This window comes from Roseovarius aestuariivivens, assembly GCF_004761875.1.
GTDB lineage: Bacteria > Pseudomonadota > Alphaproteobacteria > Rhodobacterales > Rhodobacteraceae > Roseovarius > Roseovarius aestuariivivens.
This window is the reverse complement of the sequence record NZ_SJEY01000006.1, coordinates 181,486-196,728: the sequence shown is the minus strand read 5'-3', so window position 1 is coordinate 196,728 and position 15,243 is coordinate 181,486. Positions and strand designations below refer to the sequence as shown.

At 63.8% G+C, this 15,243-nt stretch carries 15 protein-coding genes; 7 read left to right on the top strand and 8 right to left on the bottom strand.

What is annotated here, in order from left to right:
• Positions 1-5 precede the first annotated feature (5 nt).
• Together EZV60_RS11635 and gyrA are read right to left on the bottom strand one after the other, a co-directional pair.
• Positions 6-671 (bottom strand): hypothetical protein, encoded by a 666-nt coding sequence (locus EZV60_RS11635; RefSeq protein ID WP_135505630.1) that lies wholly within the window; start codon positions 669-671, stop codon positions 6-8.
• A 135-nt stretch (positions 672-806) separates the two neighbouring features.
• On the bottom strand, positions 807-3,554 hold the full coding sequence (gene gyrA, locus EZV60_RS11630) for a DNA gyrase subunit A (protein WP_135505628.1): 2,748 nt from the start codon (positions 3,552-3,554) through the stop codon (positions 807-809).
• Positions 3,555-3,757: 203 nt separating this feature from the next.
• Here gyrA and EZV60_RS11625 point away from each other — a divergent pair, with 203 nt between their 5' ends.
• Both EZV60_RS11625 and EZV60_RS11620 read left to right on the top strand, forming a co-directional pair.
• Complete coding sequence (locus EZV60_RS11625) at positions 3,758-4,027, top strand: usg protein (RefSeq protein ID WP_135505626.1); 270 nt, start codon at positions 3,758-3,760, stop codon at positions 4,025-4,027.
• Positions 4,028-4,190: 163 nt separating this feature from the next.
• A complete protein-coding gene (locus EZV60_RS11620) occupies positions 4,191-4,631 on the top strand; it encodes a BrnA antitoxin family protein (protein WP_135505624.1) in 441 nt (146 codons plus the stop codon).
• Between the two features lie 80 nt (positions 4,632-4,711).
• On the opposite strand, the gene EZV60_RS11615 is transcribed toward EZV60_RS11620, so the two are convergent.
• Together EZV60_RS11615 and hemB are read right to left on the bottom strand one after the other, a co-directional pair.
• Complete coding sequence (locus EZV60_RS11615; protein ID WP_135505622.1) at positions 4,712-5,272, bottom strand: lipid-binding SYLF domain-containing protein; 561 nt, start codon at positions 5,270-5,272, stop codon at positions 4,712-4,714.
• A gap of 133 nt (positions 5,273-5,405) precedes the next feature.
• On the bottom strand, positions 5,406-6,404 hold the full coding sequence (gene hemB, locus EZV60_RS11610; protein ID WP_135505620.1) for a porphobilinogen synthase: 999 nt from the start codon (positions 6,402-6,404) through the stop codon (positions 5,406-5,408).
• Between the two features lie 123 nt (positions 6,405-6,527).
• Here hemB and EZV60_RS11605 point away from each other — a divergent pair, with 123 nt between their 5' ends.
• A complete protein-coding gene (locus EZV60_RS11605) occupies positions 6,528-7,052 on the top strand; it encodes a component of SufBCD complex (protein ID WP_245306281.1) in 525 nt (174 codons plus the stop codon).
• A gap of 5 nt (positions 7,053-7,057) precedes the next feature.
• Positions 7,058-10,510, top strand: coding sequence for a transcription-repair coupling factor (gene mfd / locus EZV60_RS11600; RefSeq protein ID WP_135505618.1), 3,453 nt, complete (start codon positions 7,058-7,060; stop codon positions 10,508-10,510).
• Between the two features lie 9 nt (positions 10,511-10,519).
• On the opposite strand, the gene EZV60_RS11595 is transcribed toward mfd, so the two are convergent.
• Together EZV60_RS11595 and EZV60_RS11590 are read right to left on the bottom strand one after the other, a co-directional pair.
• The gene (locus tag EZV60_RS11595; RefSeq protein WP_135505615.1) at positions 10,520-11,341 is read right to left on the bottom strand and encodes a class I SAM-dependent methyltransferase; all 822 of its coding nucleotides are present in this window, start codon (positions 11,339-11,341) and stop codon (positions 10,520-10,522) included.
• A gap of 101 nt (positions 11,342-11,442) precedes the next feature.
• Positions 11,443-11,880, bottom strand: coding sequence for a hypothetical protein (locus EZV60_RS11590; RefSeq protein WP_167853514.1), 438 nt, complete (start codon positions 11,878-11,880; stop codon positions 11,443-11,445).
• A gap of 123 nt (positions 11,881-12,003) precedes the next feature.
• Here EZV60_RS11590 and EZV60_RS19115 point away from each other — a divergent pair, with 123 nt between their 5' ends.
• Complete coding sequence (locus EZV60_RS19115) at positions 12,004-12,447, top strand: YybH family protein (protein ID WP_167853513.1); 444 nt, start codon at positions 12,004-12,006, stop codon at positions 12,445-12,447.
• A 13-nt stretch (positions 12,448-12,460) separates the two neighbouring features.
• On the opposite strand, the gene EZV60_RS11580 is transcribed toward EZV60_RS19115, so the two are convergent.
• Both EZV60_RS11580 and EZV60_RS11575 read right to left on the bottom strand, forming a co-directional pair.
• Entirely contained in the window at positions 12,461-12,787 is a 327-nt protein-coding gene (locus EZV60_RS11580) for a hypothetical protein (RefSeq protein ID WP_135505609.1), read from the bottom strand.
• A 3-nt stretch (positions 12,788-12,790) separates the two neighbouring features.
• On the bottom strand, positions 12,791-13,444 hold the full coding sequence (locus EZV60_RS11575; protein WP_135505607.1) for an alpha/beta hydrolase: 654 nt from the start codon (positions 13,442-13,444) through the stop codon (positions 12,791-12,793).
• Between the two features lie 160 nt (positions 13,445-13,604).
• On the opposite strand from EZV60_RS11575, the gene iscR reads away from it, so the two are divergent.
• Both iscR and EZV60_RS11565 read left to right on the top strand, forming a co-directional pair.
• Positions 13,605-14,066 (top strand): Fe-S cluster assembly transcriptional regulator IscR, encoded by a 462-nt coding sequence (iscR, locus tag EZV60_RS11570; protein WP_135505605.1) that lies wholly within the window; start codon positions 13,605-13,607, stop codon positions 14,064-14,066.
• A gap of 196 nt (positions 14,067-14,262) precedes the next feature.
• Positions 14,263-15,219, top strand: a complete 957-nt coding sequence (locus EZV60_RS11565) for a cysteine desulfurase family protein (RefSeq protein ID WP_245306287.1) — start codon at positions 14,263-14,265, stop codon at positions 15,217-15,219.
• The last annotated feature ends 24 nt before the right edge of the window (positions 15,220-15,243 follow it).

Here is a 15,243-nt window from a genome sequence, read left to right as displayed (position 1 = left end):
CCTGCTCAGATCGCCTTGAAGATGTTTTCGGGCTGATCCTCGTCGTCGTCCTCGATCACGGACAAGTAGTGCGCTGCCGGAATGCTGCGCAGGGACGGCGGTGACGTCGGGGCGGGGCTCGCGACCACGGGGCGGGGGCGCCGGATCAGCGGTTCCAGAGCGTTCTGGTACTGGGCCGTCGTGGGTTCTCGCGGGGTGCGGGCGGCCGTCGGGCTGGACACGCGGCGCGGTGTGACAGATTCGTGCGTGTGCGCGGGGATGCGTTCGCTGCGGCGCCGCCACACAAGCGCGGCCTTGCGCACCTCATTGCGCCGTAAGCACGAGTAACACAGAAGCACGGCGCAGACGAGGGTGAGGTCTCGCCAGAAATCGGCCACCTGTGCGGTCTGAGGCAGCATGAAATTCGTGACGTAGGACGACGCCATCATGAAGATCGCCAGTATCAGCGAGGTCAGGCGCAGGTAGAGGCCGATCATGAAGGCTGCGGTAACGGAAAACAGCAACACAGTTGTGACGAGGTCCGCTGTTTGCGGGTCGAAGATGGGCAGGAACAAAACGCGCGGATCGCTGCCTTCGATCAGGTCGAGCGAAATGGCCATGAAATAGGACCCGATCACGATTCGGATTAGGTTCAGACCGGTATAATCAATCCAGCGTTGTTGTCTTTGCACGGGCCACTCGTTCCAGTTTCTTGCGCAGAAAACAGGCGCAATAGGTGTGCTATCGCATCGGAATACGGCAAAATTTGCGCAAAATCATGTAAATGAAGCGCAGACCCGGCCTGCGCTCACTTTTTTAGGACCGATTTATTCACCCGCGGGCGTTGAATCGGCCTCGGCCTCTTCATCGTCGGATTCCGCAATCCAGGCAACGCTGACGACTTTCTCGTTTTTGCCGGTATTGAACACCTTGACGCCACCCGCACTTCGCGAGCGGAAGGAAATCCCATCAATCGGGACGCGAATCGATTGGCCGCGCGAGGTGGCCAGCATGATCTGATCCTCAAGCTGGACGGGGAAGGACGCCACGAGCGCGCCGCCGCGCATCGCCTTGTCCATTGCCTGAACGCCCATGCCGCCGCGTCCGCGGACCGGGTAATCATGGCTTGAACTGAGCTTGCCCGAACCCTGTTCGGTGATTGTCAGTATCAGGTTTTCCGCAGCCTGCATTTCCTCGAAACGTTCTGGGCTGATGGATCCCTCTGCCTGTTCTTCCTCGTCGGTTTCCGTTTCGTCCGTGGCGCCGGCCATTTGACGGCGCATCTTGAGATATGTGGCGCGTTCTTCCGCCGTAGCGTCGAAATGCCGGATCACCGACATGGATACGACGGAATCGTTACCAGAAAGTTTAATCCCCCGAACGCCGGTGGAATCGCGTCCCTTGAAGACGCGCACATCGGTCGTCTGAAAGCGGATGGCGCGGCCCGAGCTTGTGACAAGCATCACGTCATCGTCTTCCGAGCAGATCCGCGCATTCACCAGCTGCGTGTGCTCGTCGGGCAGTTTCATCGCAATCTTGCCGTTGGATTTGACATTGGTGAAATCGCTGAGTGCGTTGCGGCGCACATCGCCTGCCGAGGTCGCGAAAAAGATCTGCAGGTTGTTCCATTCCTCTTCGGGCACGTCGACGGGCATGATCGCCGCGATGCTGACCCCGGACGGGATGGGCAGGATGTTCACGATCGCCTTGCCCTTGGACGTGCGCCCGCCAAGCGGCAGACGCCACGTCTTGAACTTGTAGACCATGCCGTCGGTGGTAAAGAACAAAAGCTGCGTGTGGGTGTTGGCCACGAAGAGGTTGGTGACGACATCCTCTTCCTTGGTCTGCATGCCGGAGAGACCCTTGCCGCCGCGCTTTTGCGCGCGGAAATCGGCCAGTGCCGTGCGCTTGATGTAGCCGCCCTGCGTGACGGTCACGACCATATCTTCGCGTTCGATCAGGTCCTCGTCTTCCATGTCGCCCGACCAGTCGACGATCTCGGTCCTGCGGGGCACGGCGAACAGCTCTTTCACTTCGCGCAGCTCGTCCGAGATGATCTCCATGATGCGCTCGCGCGAGGCCAGAATAGCGAGGTATTCCTTGATCTTGCCGGCCAGCTCCTGCAACTCGTCCGTGACTTCCTTGACGCCAAGCTGGGTCAGGCGTTGAAGCCGCAGATCTAGAATCGCGCGGGCCTGGGTTTCGGACAGGTTATACGTGCCGTCCTCATTGGCGGTGTGCGTCGGGTCGTCAATCAGCGCGATGTATTCAAGGATATCCTTCGCGGGCCAGCGGCGGGTCATCAGCTTTTGGCGCGCCTCAGCGGCGTCGGCGGAGCCGCGGATGGTGGCCACGACCTCGTCGACATTGCTGACCGCGACCGCAAGTCCGCAGAGCACGTGGCTGCGCTCGCGCGCCTTGCGCAGGTCATGGGCGGTGCGTCGTGCGACAACCTCTTCGCGGAAGCTGATGAAGGCGGAGAGGAACCCGTAGAGCGTCAGCTGTTCCGGCCGGCCGCCGTTGAGTGCCAGCATGTTGCAGCCAAAAGAGGTCTGCATGGGTGTGAAACGATAAAGCTGGTTGAGCACCACCTCGGCAGTGGCGTCACGCTTGAGTTCGACAACCACGCGCACGCCGTGACGGTCGGATTCGTCCTGCACATGGGCGATGCCCTCGATCTTTTTCTCGCGGACGGTTTCCGCGATCTTCTCGATCATCGCGGCCTTGTTCACCTGATAGGGAATCTCATCGATCACAATGGCATAGCGGTCTTTCCTCAACTCCTCGATCCGGGTCTTGGCGCGGATGATGACACTGCCGCGGCCCTCGAGATAGGCCTTTCGCGCTCCGGACCGGCCGAGCATGAGGCCACCGGTTGGGAAATCGGGGCCGGGGATATACCGGATCAACTGTTCCGAGGAGAGGTCCGGATCGTCGATCAGCGCCAGCGTGGCGTCGACGACCTCGCCCAGATTGTGGGGCGGGATGTTGGTGGCCATACCCACGGCGATGCCGCCTGCGCCGTTGACGAGCATGTTCGGGAAGCGGGCGGGCAGGACGGTGGGCTCCTGCTGTTTGCCGTCGTAATTGTCCTGAAAATCGACGGTGTCTTTCTCGATATCGGCCAGAAGATAATTGGCCGGCTTGTCCATCCGCACCTCGGTGTAGCGCATGGCCGCCGGATTGTCGCCGTCCATCGAGCCGAAGTTGCCTTGCCCGTCAAGTAGCGGCAAAGACATGGAAAAATCCTGCGCCATGCGCACGAGCGCATCGTAGATCGCGCTGTCACCATGGGGGTGGTACTGACCCATGACGTCGCCGACGGGGCGGGCGGATTTGCGGTAGGGCTTGTCATGCGTGTTGCCGGTTTCGTGCATCGCGTAGAGGATGCGGCGGTGCACCGGTTTCAGGCCGTCGCGCAGGTCGGGGATGGCGCGGGAGACGATGACCGACATGGCGTAGTCGAGATAGGAGGTCTTCATCTCGTCGGTGATGGAGACCTTTGGCCCCTCGTAAACCGGGCGTTCGGGCGGCATTTCGTCTTCGTTTTCAGGGGTTTCCGGCGTGTCGCTCATCTGGCTGCCCGTCCTGTCGGATGACTCTATATCTTGTTGAAAAAACTATACCAGAGGCCGGATATGGGGTGCAATGCCTCATGCCCGGCGCCGTTGGCAGCCACTGGATGGTCCTGCTAACACACTGTTTTTATTGAAAAGTAAGTTTTTCTGGGCATCATTGAATCAGGGAGGAGCAGAAACACCAACAGGAGAGTGCCCATATGGAAATGAGCGAAACCGAGATGATGCTGAAGGGGTACGGCCTGACCACGGCCGAGTTTTACTATCACATGCCGGATTATGCCCATGTTCTCAATACCTTCGTCTGGCAGGACTATGACATTGCGCCGGACCATCCGCGGCTTTTCAAGTTCATCGACTACTGGAAGGACGAAATCGAAGGGCCGCTGCATTCGGTGAAGTTCATCCACCGGAAAATGATCAGCCCGGGCGAGTGGCGGCAGGTGACGGGCGAGTTCACGCTGCATTAGCGCGGGGCGTTAGGAAAGCGGCGCAACGGGGCGTTTGACCCGGTCACACCCCGTACACAGGCCGTGCACATCCCGTACACCGCGCGGCGGCGGAGGGCCGCGTTAACCTTCAGGCGGAAAACTGCGCCGGTTCCCATGATCCGGCCGACAGGAGACCGCCCGCATGACCTTATCCCGCAGCCGCGCGATGCAGGCGCGCATTCAGATGATGGAAGAGCTTCGCCGCCTGCAGGAGCATCTGACCGAAAGCTGGATCGACCAGTCCCTTCCCGAGGAGTGGAGCGGGATGGAGAGCCGCGAACCCATCGCGCGAGCCAAGACGCGGGTGACGATCCGGCTGGACGCCGACATGGTGCGGTGGTTTCGCAAGCTGGGGCCGGGATATCAGACACGGATCAACCAGGTGCTGCGGCTTTACTGGCTGGGATTGATCGAGGGCAAGATCAGCGCGCATTGGGACGAAGAGGCGGCGGGGCCGCGCTTTGCCAAGTATCTCGACCGGCAGATGGAGCTTTTGCGCCAGCAGCGCGAGATCGAGGACGAGGAGAAAGTAGAGACCTCGCGCCCGTGGTCGGAGCTGCTGGATCCGAAGGCCTGGGAATAAGGCTACGCCGCCGGCGGGCCGGGGCGTCAATGGCGCGGCGGCGCGGCGCGCCACGCATTGAAACCGCGCCGCTTGCCGACTTAGGGGATGATCCGCGTGTATTTCATGCCTTCGAGCGAAATGCCCGCGAGCGCGCCGGCCTGGCCGAAGATCACCGCGACCACGGGCGCCGTGGCGGTGGTGGTGTCAGCGCGCAGATTGCCGCCATTGTCGTTGAAGACATATTCCACATCCGCGCCTGCGACCCAGCCCGAGGAGCGCCGGAAGCGCGCCAACGCGTCGTCGGTCATGAAGAAAAGCACATGCGCGAATTGCTGCGCCCCGATCTGCAGGCCCACGCTGCCCTTGGTGGCGGAATAGAAATCGACGGTCACGCCACCGACGCGCAGGGCGCCGCGGCCGTAACCGCCGCCGATCATGAAACCGCCCTCGGTCACCAGCGGCATGACCAGCATGCCGGTGGATTTCGCGGCCAGGTCCTGCGTGTTGGGATACTGGGTGAAGAGATAGTTCAGGGTGGAGTCGACGCGCGCGTCGATCTTTTGCGCGCCGGTCGAGCCCACGCCGTTGCCGCAGGCCGCCAGAAGCGGCGAGGCGGCAAGCGCGCCGAGGGTGAAGCTGCGCCGGGATAGTTTGCTCATGAGACTGCCTGTTCGTTGCCTGATATGGGCCGGTCTTTTTGATGATGCCGGTCTGGGCAACACTATAGAGGGGTAAAGCCGGGGTGTCACCACAGATTGTGGTGTTTTGGCGGGTTCTTGCGTGCGGTCGCGGTCAGACCTGAAGGGCGCGGGCCATCGTCGGCGCGAAATAGGTCAGGATCCCGTCGCAGCCGGCGCGCTTGAAGGCCATCAGGCTTTCGGCCATGGCGCGCTCTCCGTCGATCCAGCCCTGCTGGGCGGCGGCCTGGATCATCGCGTATTCGCCGGACACCTGATAGGCATAGGTGGGCGCGGCGAATTCGTCCTTCACGCGGCGGCAGATGTCGAGATAGGGCATGCCCGGTTTGACCATGACCATGTCCGCGCCCTCGGCAAGGTCGCGCGCCACGCAGCGCAGCGCCTCGTCGGAATTCGCGGGGTCCATCTGATAGGTCTTCTTGTCGCCCTTGAGCGCCCCCGAGGCGCCAACGGCATCGCGGAACGGGCCGTAGAAGGCCGAGGCATACTTGGCGGCATAGGACAGGAGCAGCACGTTGTGGTGCCCGTTTGACTCCAGCGCAGAGCGGATCGCGCCGATGCGCCCGTCCATCATGTCCGACGGGCCGATGATGTCGACGCCCGCCTCGGCCTGGCTGAGGGCCTGACGCACCAGCGCTTGGACGGTCTCATCATTGACGATCTCGCCGTCGCGGACAAACCCGTCATGCCCGGTGTCGGAATAAGGATCGAGCGCCACGTCGGTCATGATGGCGATATCCGGCACCGCGTCCTTGATCGCGCGGGTGGCGCGGTTGGACAGGTTGTCAGGATTCCAAGCCTCGGCGCAATCTTCGGTGCGGCCCGCGGCATCGGTATAGGGAAAAAGGCAGATCGCGGGGATGCCGAGGGCGTGGGCCTCGCGCGCGGCCTCGACCACGCGATCGACCGAGCGGCGCAGGACGCCGGGCATGGAGGGCACGGGTTCCTCGACGTTTTCGCCCTCGCGCACGAAGACGGGCCAGATGAAATCGCCGGGGCTGAGCGTGTTCTGCGCCACCAGCGCCCGGAGTGCCGGGGAGCGCCTTGTGCGGCGCAGGCGGGTCTGGGGAAACGGGGCTTGCGTCGGGCGCATGGGGCAGGGGTCCTCGGCTGCGGGCATTTGTCCCTGAGTGGCATGGAAATTCCCGCATCTCAAGGGTAGGAATCCCCAATCGGCGGCGCTATGAGGTTGCCGGAAAACAAAAAGGCCTGAGCGGTGGACCTGATCAACGAGATCTTCGAGCTGATCGACATGCGCAGCTTCAGCAACCTGTGGTTCTGGATCGTGCTGGCGGTGATGTGGTCGACGGTGAGCCATTGGGTGCTGGGCGTGCCGTGGGACATGGTGCTGCGCGCCAAGAAGGGCGATCCCGAGGGGATCGAGGACTTGCAGGACATGGTGCGGATCAGCACCAACCGTATTCTATATATCGCCACCGAAACCGGGCTGGTTCTGGCCGGGTTCCTGTGCTTCGTGCTGACCTCGCTGTTCCTGCTGGGCTTTGTCTATGACAACCAGTTCAGCCAGGCGGTCTTTCTGCTGGCTTTTCCAATGAGCCTGATCGCGGTTCTGTCGATCGGTACGGCGCAGGCGATCCGGGCAGGCGGGCTTGAGGGTGAGGCGCTTTACAAGCGGCTGCACAAGCATCGCCTGATCACCCAGATCATCGGCATGCTGTCGATCTTCGCGACGGCGATGTGGGGCATGCTGCAGAACATGACCGCCGGCGCGCTCGGGTGAGCGGCATGGGCAACGCAGAGCGCATCAGGGTCGGCGGCGCGCCGGAAGGGTTTGACGCGCAGCTTGTCCTGAAGGAGATCGCCAAGGCAGGCGGGCCGGTCATCCACGTGGCGCGCGATGACAAGCGCATGGCGGCGATGGAAGAGGCGCTGCGGTTTTTCGATCCGGGCATGCCGGTGCTGCGGTTTCCGGGCTGGGATTGCCTGCCCTATGACCGGGTGTCGCCCAATGCCGATATCGCCGCCGCGCGGATGGCGACGCTGGCGGGGCTGATGCATGGCGCGCCGGGGCGGTTCGTGCTGCTGACGACGCTTAACGCGGCGATGCAGCGGGTGCCGGCGCGGGAGGTTCTGAAGGACGCGGCCTTTGCCGCGCAGGTCGACACCCGGATCAACGAGGACGCGCTGCGGGCGTTTCTGGTGCGGATGGGGTTTTCGCAGTCGCACACGGTAATGGAGCCGGGCGATTATGCGATCCGAGGCGGGATCATAGACGTCTATCCGCCGGGCGAGGGCGGGCCGGTGCGGCTCGATCTTTTCGGCGATATGTTGGACGGCGTGCGGCGGTTCGATCCGGCGACGCAGCGCACCACCGAGAAGCTTGACCGGATCGAGCTGGCGCCGGTGAGCGAGGTTATTCTGGACGAGGCCGCGATCCGGCGGTTCCGGCAGAATTACCGGATCGAGTTCGGCGCGGCGGGCAGTGACGATCCGCTTTACGAGGCGGTGAGCGCGGGGCGCAAGCACGCGGGCATGGAACACTGGCTGCCCTTGTTCCATGAGCGGCTGGAAACGGTGTTCGATTACCTGCCCGGTGCGCCGGTGACGCTGGACGATCAGGTGGAAAACGCGCGCGAAGCCCGGTGGGAGCAGGTCGCCGACCAGTACGAAGCGCGCCGCCACGCGATGACGCAGAAGGGCCGGAGCGAGACCGTCTATAAGCCCCTCGCGCCGTCCGGGCTTTACCTTGACGGAGAGGCGTGGGACGCGGCGGTGGGGGACCGGCGGGTGCTGGCCTTTTCGCCGCTGGCCCAAGCGCCGGGACCCGGTGTGATAGATGCAGGCGGCCGGATCGGGCGCAATTTCGCGCCCGAGCGCCAGCAGGAAAAGATAAACCTTTTCAGCGTTCTGAAGGACCATGTTCAAGCGCGGCTTTCGCATGGGCCGGTGTTGATCGCGGCCTATTCCGAAGGCGCGCGCGAGCGGCTTGAGGGACTTTTGGAAGACGAGGGCCTCTTGGGCGCGGTGACGGTGAAACATGCCGACGCCATCGACCGCTATGGGCTGCATCTGGCGGTCTGGGGGTTGGAACACGGGTTTCAAACCGACAAGCTGACCGTGATCGCCGAGCAGGACGTGCTGGGCGACAGGCTGATCCGCTCACCCAAGAAGCGGCGGCGGGCCGAGAATTTCCTGACCGAGGCGCAGAGCCTTAGCGCGGGCGATCTGGTGGTGCATGTCGATCACGGCGTGGGGCGGTTTACCGGTATGGAGGTCGTCACGGCGGCGGGGGCGGCGCATGAATGCCTGCTTCTGACTTATGCCGAGGACGCGAAGCTGTACCTGCCGGTGGAGAACATCGAGCTTCTGAGCCGTTATGGGCATGAGGAAGGCATGCTCGACCGGCTGGGCGGGGGCGCGTGGCAGGCCAAGAAAGCCAAGCTGAAAGAGCGCATCCGCGAAATGGCGGATCGCCTCATTCGGATCGCCGCCGAGCGCGCGCTGCGCAAGGCCCCGGTGCTGGAGCCCGAGCATCACGCGTGGGAGGCCTTCGCGTCACGCTTCCCATATCAGGAAACTGACGATCAGCTGCGCGCGATCGAGGATGTTCTGGAAGATCTGGCGAGCGGCACGCCGATGGACCGGCTGGTTTGCGGCGATGTGGGGTTCGGCAAGACCGAGGTGGCGATGCGCGCTGCCTTTGTCGCGGCGATGGCGGGGGTCCAGGTGGCGGTGATCGCGCCAACGACCCTTCTGGCGCGGCAGCACGCGCAGGAATTCACCGAGCGGTTCCGGGGTTTCCCCCTGACCGTGCGGGCGTTGTCGCGCTTTGTGCCGCAAAGCCAAGCCACCAAGACGCGCGCCGGGCTGGCCGATGGTACGGTCGATATCGTGGTGGGCACGCACGCGCTTCTGGCCAAGACTGTCCGGTTCAAGAACCTCGGCCTGCTGATCATCGACGAGGAACAGCGGTTCGGCGTGGGTCACAAGGAAAAGCTGAAGTCCATGCGCTCGGAGGTGCATGTGCTGACGCTGACGGCGACGCCCATTCCGCGCACGCTGCAACTGAGCCTGAGTGGCGTGCGGGATCTGTCGATCATCGGCACGCCGCCGGTCGACCGCCTGTCGATCCGCACCTATGTCAGCGAGTTCGATCCGATCACGGTGCGCGAGGCGCTCTTGCGCGAGCATTACCGGGGCGGACAAAGCTTTTTCGTTGTGCCGCGCCTGAGCGACCTGCCGGAGATTGAGGAGTTTCTGCGCGAGCAGGTGCCGGAAGTCAGTTTTGTCGTGGGGCACGGGCAACTGGGGGCGAAAGACCTCGATGACCGGATGAACGCCTTTTACGACGGCAGGTACGATGTTCTTCTGGCGACGACCATCGTGGAATCGGGGCTGGATATTCCGACAGCCAACACGATGGTGGTCTACCGCGCCGATATGTTCGGGCTGGCGCAGCTCTACCAGATCCGGGGGCGCGTGGGCCGGTCGAAGGCGCGGGCTTATGCGTACCTAACCACCAAGCCGCGGGCAAAGCTGACGGCGAGCGCGGAAAAGCGGCTCAAGGTGCTGGGGTCGCTCGACCAGCTAGGCGCGGGGTTCACGCTGGCCAGCCAGGATCTGGACATTCGCGGGGCGGGGAACCTTCTGGGCGAGGAACAGTCGGGCCAGATGCGCGACGTGGGCTACGAGCTTTACCAGACGATGCTTGAAGAGGCGATTGCCAAGATCAAGGCGGGCGAGCTGGAGGGGCTTTCTGACGCCGACGAGCAGTGGGCGCCGCAGATCAATCTGGGCGTGCCGGTGCTGATCCCCGAAGACTATGTGCCGGATCTGGATGTGCGGCTGGGGCTCTACCGGCGTCTTTCGGCGCTGTCGACCAAGGTGGAGCTGGAAGGGTTTGCCGCAGAGCTGATCGACCGGTTCGGCAAGCTGCCGAAAGAGGTCAACACGCTGATGCTGGTCGTGCGCATCAAGGCGATGTGCAAGCGGGCAGGCATTGCCAAGCTCGATGGCGGGCCGCGCGGCGCCACGATCCAGTTTCACCAGGACAAGTTCGCCAGTCCCGAGGGTCTGGTGGAGTTCATCAAGGACCAGAAGGGGCTGGCCAAGGTCAAGGATAACAAGATCGTGGTGCGGCGCGACTGGAAGAAGGACGCCGACAAGATCAAGGGTGCCTTTGCCATCGCGCGCGACTTGGCCGAGAAGGCGGGGACGATCACCCGCAAGAAGGCGTGATCGCCGCGGTTACGCGGGGCGCGTTGCGGCGATCAGGGCGATGTTGACCGGGATCTCGTAGCCGGTACCGGTGGCGAATTTCTGCGCGACCGTGGCGGCGACGGTGTCGGCGATTTTGTTCACGGTCTCGTCGCTTTGGCTGAGGATCAGCATCCGCGCGCCGACCGTGGCCGTCAGGAAGATGTCGAAGAGATCCTTCGGCGCGTCGACCGTCCAGGCCGAGGCAAGCGCGCCGTGGCTTGTCATGTCGAGCCCGGCCTCGGCCATCAGGCGGGCGGCCTGACCTTCGTCGGCGAAGGTGAAGAGATCGGGCTGCGGCGGGGCGCCGGAGAAATCCGCGTGCTCTTTCAGCGCGCCAAAGACGGCGCCGAAGGCCGGTGAGGCGGGCGGGGCCATCCACGTCGCCATGACGAAGGTGCCGCCCGGGCGCAGCACGCGGGCGATCTCGCGCAGGGCCTTTGGCTGATCCGGAAGGTGCATCATGCCGAAATTGCAGACCACCGTGTCGAAGCTTGCGTCCTCGAAGGGGAGGGCGGCGGCGTCGCCTTCGAGGATCTGGGCGTCGGGTGCGGCCTTTTGGGCGAGACCGACCATCTGGGGCGAGAAATCGAGGCCGGTCACCTTGGCCCCGGCCCGGGCAAGGCGGGCGGTAAGGGTGCCTTGGCCGCAGCAGAGGTCGAGCACGCGGTCGCCCGGCTGCACGTGGCGGTCGAGGATCGCGGCGCCGGCCTGATCGGTGACGGGCCCGAAATGCGAGATATAGGCGTTGACGATGGCGTCATCCGTCCAGCCTGCGCGTTCGCGATCGCCGAATTCTTTGAAATCACTCATCTATATACCCTCCTTCTTATGAATGGAGGCAGGCTATCAATGTTTGGTTTTCGCGCAAGTTCTGACCTTTGCGCCTCTGGGGCGCCAGGAAAATGCGCAGGTCAATCGCCGGTTGAACCCACCAGAAAATCCCGCATCGCGGCCTCGGTCGGGCAGACCCGTGCGGTGATGCGGTCGCCGAATTTAGAGAGTGTGCTGGCCTCCCACTCGGCCACCCACGCGGTGTCCTGTCCGGTTTCGGGACCGGGCGGGCGCAGCACGAAGCGGCGCAAGGGCGAGGCGAGGATCGCGTCGCGGAAGGCGGCGCTGCTGACCCAGGCATAATCGGCCTCGGACAACGCGTCGGGCGAGGTCGAGACATCCACCACCCAATGCGGGACGTCGTGGGCCCGCACGAAGGCGAGCGCGGCGTGCACCGCGTCGCGCACCCGCGTGCCCGCGTCATATTCGCTGTGCCACTTGAGATAGACCGCCCGCAGGTCGGGGCGGTGGTTCACGTCGACGAGACCGGGCGCGGTGTGGATCCGTGTTGCTGTCATGCCGGGCAGTCTACGCGGCTTGCGCGGCCGCGCCCACACCGAAGGCGGGGGCGCCCGACGCGGGGTGGTGATTTGTGCTATACTCTCGTCCGGGGGCGATCCCCGCAAAGCAGGGAGAACGATATGGAAACGATGACAAAGAGTTTCGCGCGGATTTGCGCCGTTTTGTGCCTGTTGGTTATGATCGGGCCGCAAAGTGCCGTGGCCGAGGACATGCAAGCCAAGGTGGCCGGGATGAACGCGGCGTGGGACGCGGCTTTTAACGCGGGCGACGCCGGCGCGATTGCGGAGATGTATGCCGAAGATGCGCGCGTGGTCACCGGCGATGGCATGGTCGTGGATGGCGCCGACAATATCGGGGCGCTTTTCCAGAAATTCATCGACAGCGGCTTTGGTCAGCACGAGATCGTGCTCGATACTGTCGACGGGCAGGACGGGCTGATCTACGAGACCGGAAGCTGGAGCGGCGTGGGCGCGGACGGCAAGACCTATGGCGGCAAGGTCGTCAATGTCTACGAGCGTCAGGACGACGGCGCCTGGAAGACGGTTCTGCACATGTGGAACTGAGAGCGCCGCGTGGTCAGGCGCCGGGGTCCGTTTTTGCGTCGGCCTTAGCGTCTACGTCCGTGTCCGCGTCCGCAGCGGCGTCTGCAGCAGCCCCCGCGGCGGCGGCGGTTTTGGCCTTTTGCGCGGTCTGGAATTTGCGCACACGTTCCAGCAAAAGCGCGCGGGCCTTTTGATTGGCCCGGCGCACGCGCATGGAGGTGAGAAACGCCTCTTCGGCGGTTTGCGATGTGGCGCCGAGGATATTGACGATATCGGTGATCACGCCGTCATCGCCCGAGGCGTCCACATATTGGATCACCTTCTGGGCAAGCTCGTCCGCGAGATCCTCGGCAACACCCATGGCTTAGCGCGTACTTTCCGTCAGGCGGCGTTTCACGTAAGAGGTCACGCTGTCGATCATCGTGTCCATGTGAGGCTCTTCGAAGAAATGGCCTGACCCCTCGATTTCCTCGTGGGTGATGGTGATCCCCTGCTGTTCATGCAGCTTGCCCACAAGCGCGCGGGTGTCGGCAGGCGGCGCCACGCGGTCGTTCGCCCCGTTGATGATGAGGCCCGAGGAGGGGCAGGGGGCGAGAAACGAAAAGTCGTACATGTTGGCGGGCGGTGAGACCGAGACGAAGCCGGTGATCTCGGGGCGGCGCATCAAGAGCTGCATGCCGATCCACGCGCCAAAGGAAAAGCCCGCGACCCAGCAATGCTTGGAATTGGCGTTCATGGACTGCAGGTAGTCGAGCGCCGAGGCGGCGTCGCTCAACTCGCCCACGCCCTGGTCGTACTCGCCCTGGCTGCGGCCCACGCCGCGGAAGTTGAAGCGCAGCACCGTGAAGCCCATGCGATGGAAGGCGTAGTGCAGATTATACACGACCTTGTTGTTCATCGTACCGCCGAACTGTGGATGCGGATGCAGCACGATGGCGATCGGTGCGTCACGTTCCTTTTGCGGATGATAGCGGCCTTCGAGCCGGCCTTCGGGGCCGGGAAAGATGACCTCGGGCATGCATGTCCCCTTGCTCTGCTGTCCGGGCCGGCAAATTCTTGACGGATTTGCTCAAGCACCTTAGAATTATTCTAACTTTTCACCGCAGCCGCTGCCGCAGTGTCGCAACGAGATAGGCGCTGTGCGCGGCAAGGTCAATCTATTCGCCGGGGGATGGCCCATGAAACTCAGCACCAAGGGGCGGTATGCCATGGTGGCGCTTGTCGATATCGCGTTGCAGCAGGGCGACGGGCTTGTGACGCTGAGCGATATCTCACGCCGGCAGGATATCTCCTTGCCCTATCTGGAACAGCTGTTCGTCAAGCTGCGCCGGGGCGAATTGGTGACCTCAGTGCGCGGGCCGGGCGGCGGGTACAAGCTGTCGCGGCCCGCGACGGAAATCCGGGTGATCGACATTCTGGCGGCTGTGGATGAAACGATGGACGCGCTGCACAAGGGCGCGGGCGCGTCTGGCGCGGCCTCGGGCTCCAAAGCGCAGTCGATGACGAACCGGCTTTGGGAGGGGTTGAGCGCGCATGTCTATGTCTTCCTGCACCAGACCCGACTGAGCGACGTGGTGGGCAATAGTCTTGCGCCCTGTCCGGCGGTACCGACGCTTTTCGCGGTGGTGGACGAGCCATGAGGGTGCGGCGTTTCGGGTTTGCGCCGCCTGCGGCGTCGCGGCACGCGGGGCGCTGCCCCAAGTTGGAGTTTCTTCAGAATTTCAACGCTCCCCGAGGTATTTTTGGCCAGATGAAGTCTGGGGGTTGGTTTTGAGGTCGCGGGTCTATCTCGATTACAATGCCACGGCACCGCTGCGCGCGGAAGCCCGCGCGGCGATGATCGCGGCGCTCGATGTGGTGGGCAATCCGTCGTCGGTGCATGGCGAGGGGCGCGCGGCGAAAGCGCTAGTGGAGCGCGCGCGTGCGCAGGTGGCGGCCGCGGTGGGGTGCAAGCCGCAGGAGGTGGTCTTTACCTCGGGTGCGACCGAAGCGGCGCGGGTGCTGGCGGGGTATGGCCGCGTCGAGGTGGACCCGACGGCGCATGACGCGATCTGGGCGCATCACCGGCCGGGTGAGGGTGCGCCGCAGGTGCGGGCGATGGGGCTGGCCAATTCCGAGACCGGGGTGATTACGGAGCCGGAGGCGGGTGCGGGGCTTTTGTTGCTCGATGTTACGCAAGCGGTGGGACGGGTGCCGTTTTCCTTTGCGTGGTTGGGCGCGGATCTTGCGGTGCTGTCGGCGCACAAGCTGGGCGGGCCCAAGGGGGTGGGCGCGCTGATCGTCAGGCAGGGCGTGGACATTCCCGCGCTAAGCCTTGGGGGCGGTCAGGAAATGGGCCGGCGGTCGGGGACTGAGAATATTCCGGGGATCGCGGGCTTTGGCGCTGCCGCAGAGGCGGCGCAGCGCGATCTGGAGCAGGGTGTCTGGCGCCGGGTCGAAAAACTTAGAAACATTCTAGAAAGAAGGCTTGAGCATTCCGCAAACGAGACTATTTTTGTCGGGAAATCGGTACCACGTCTGCCCAACACGAGTTGCTTTCTGACGCCGGGCTGGAAAGGCGAGACGCAGGTGATGGCGATGGATCTCGCCGGATTTGCGGTCTCGGCGGGATCGGCCTGTTCAAGCGGCAAGGTGAAGACGAGCCGGGTGCTGCGCGCGATGGGGTTCGACGACGCGCAGGCGGCCAGCGCCGTGCGCGTGTCGCTGGGGCCGGAGACGACGGAAGACGAGATAGACCGCTTCGCTGCGGCGTGGCTGGCACAATACGAGAAGTTTCGCGCCCGGGCGGCCTGATCCGCCCCGGTGTGCAGGAGCATA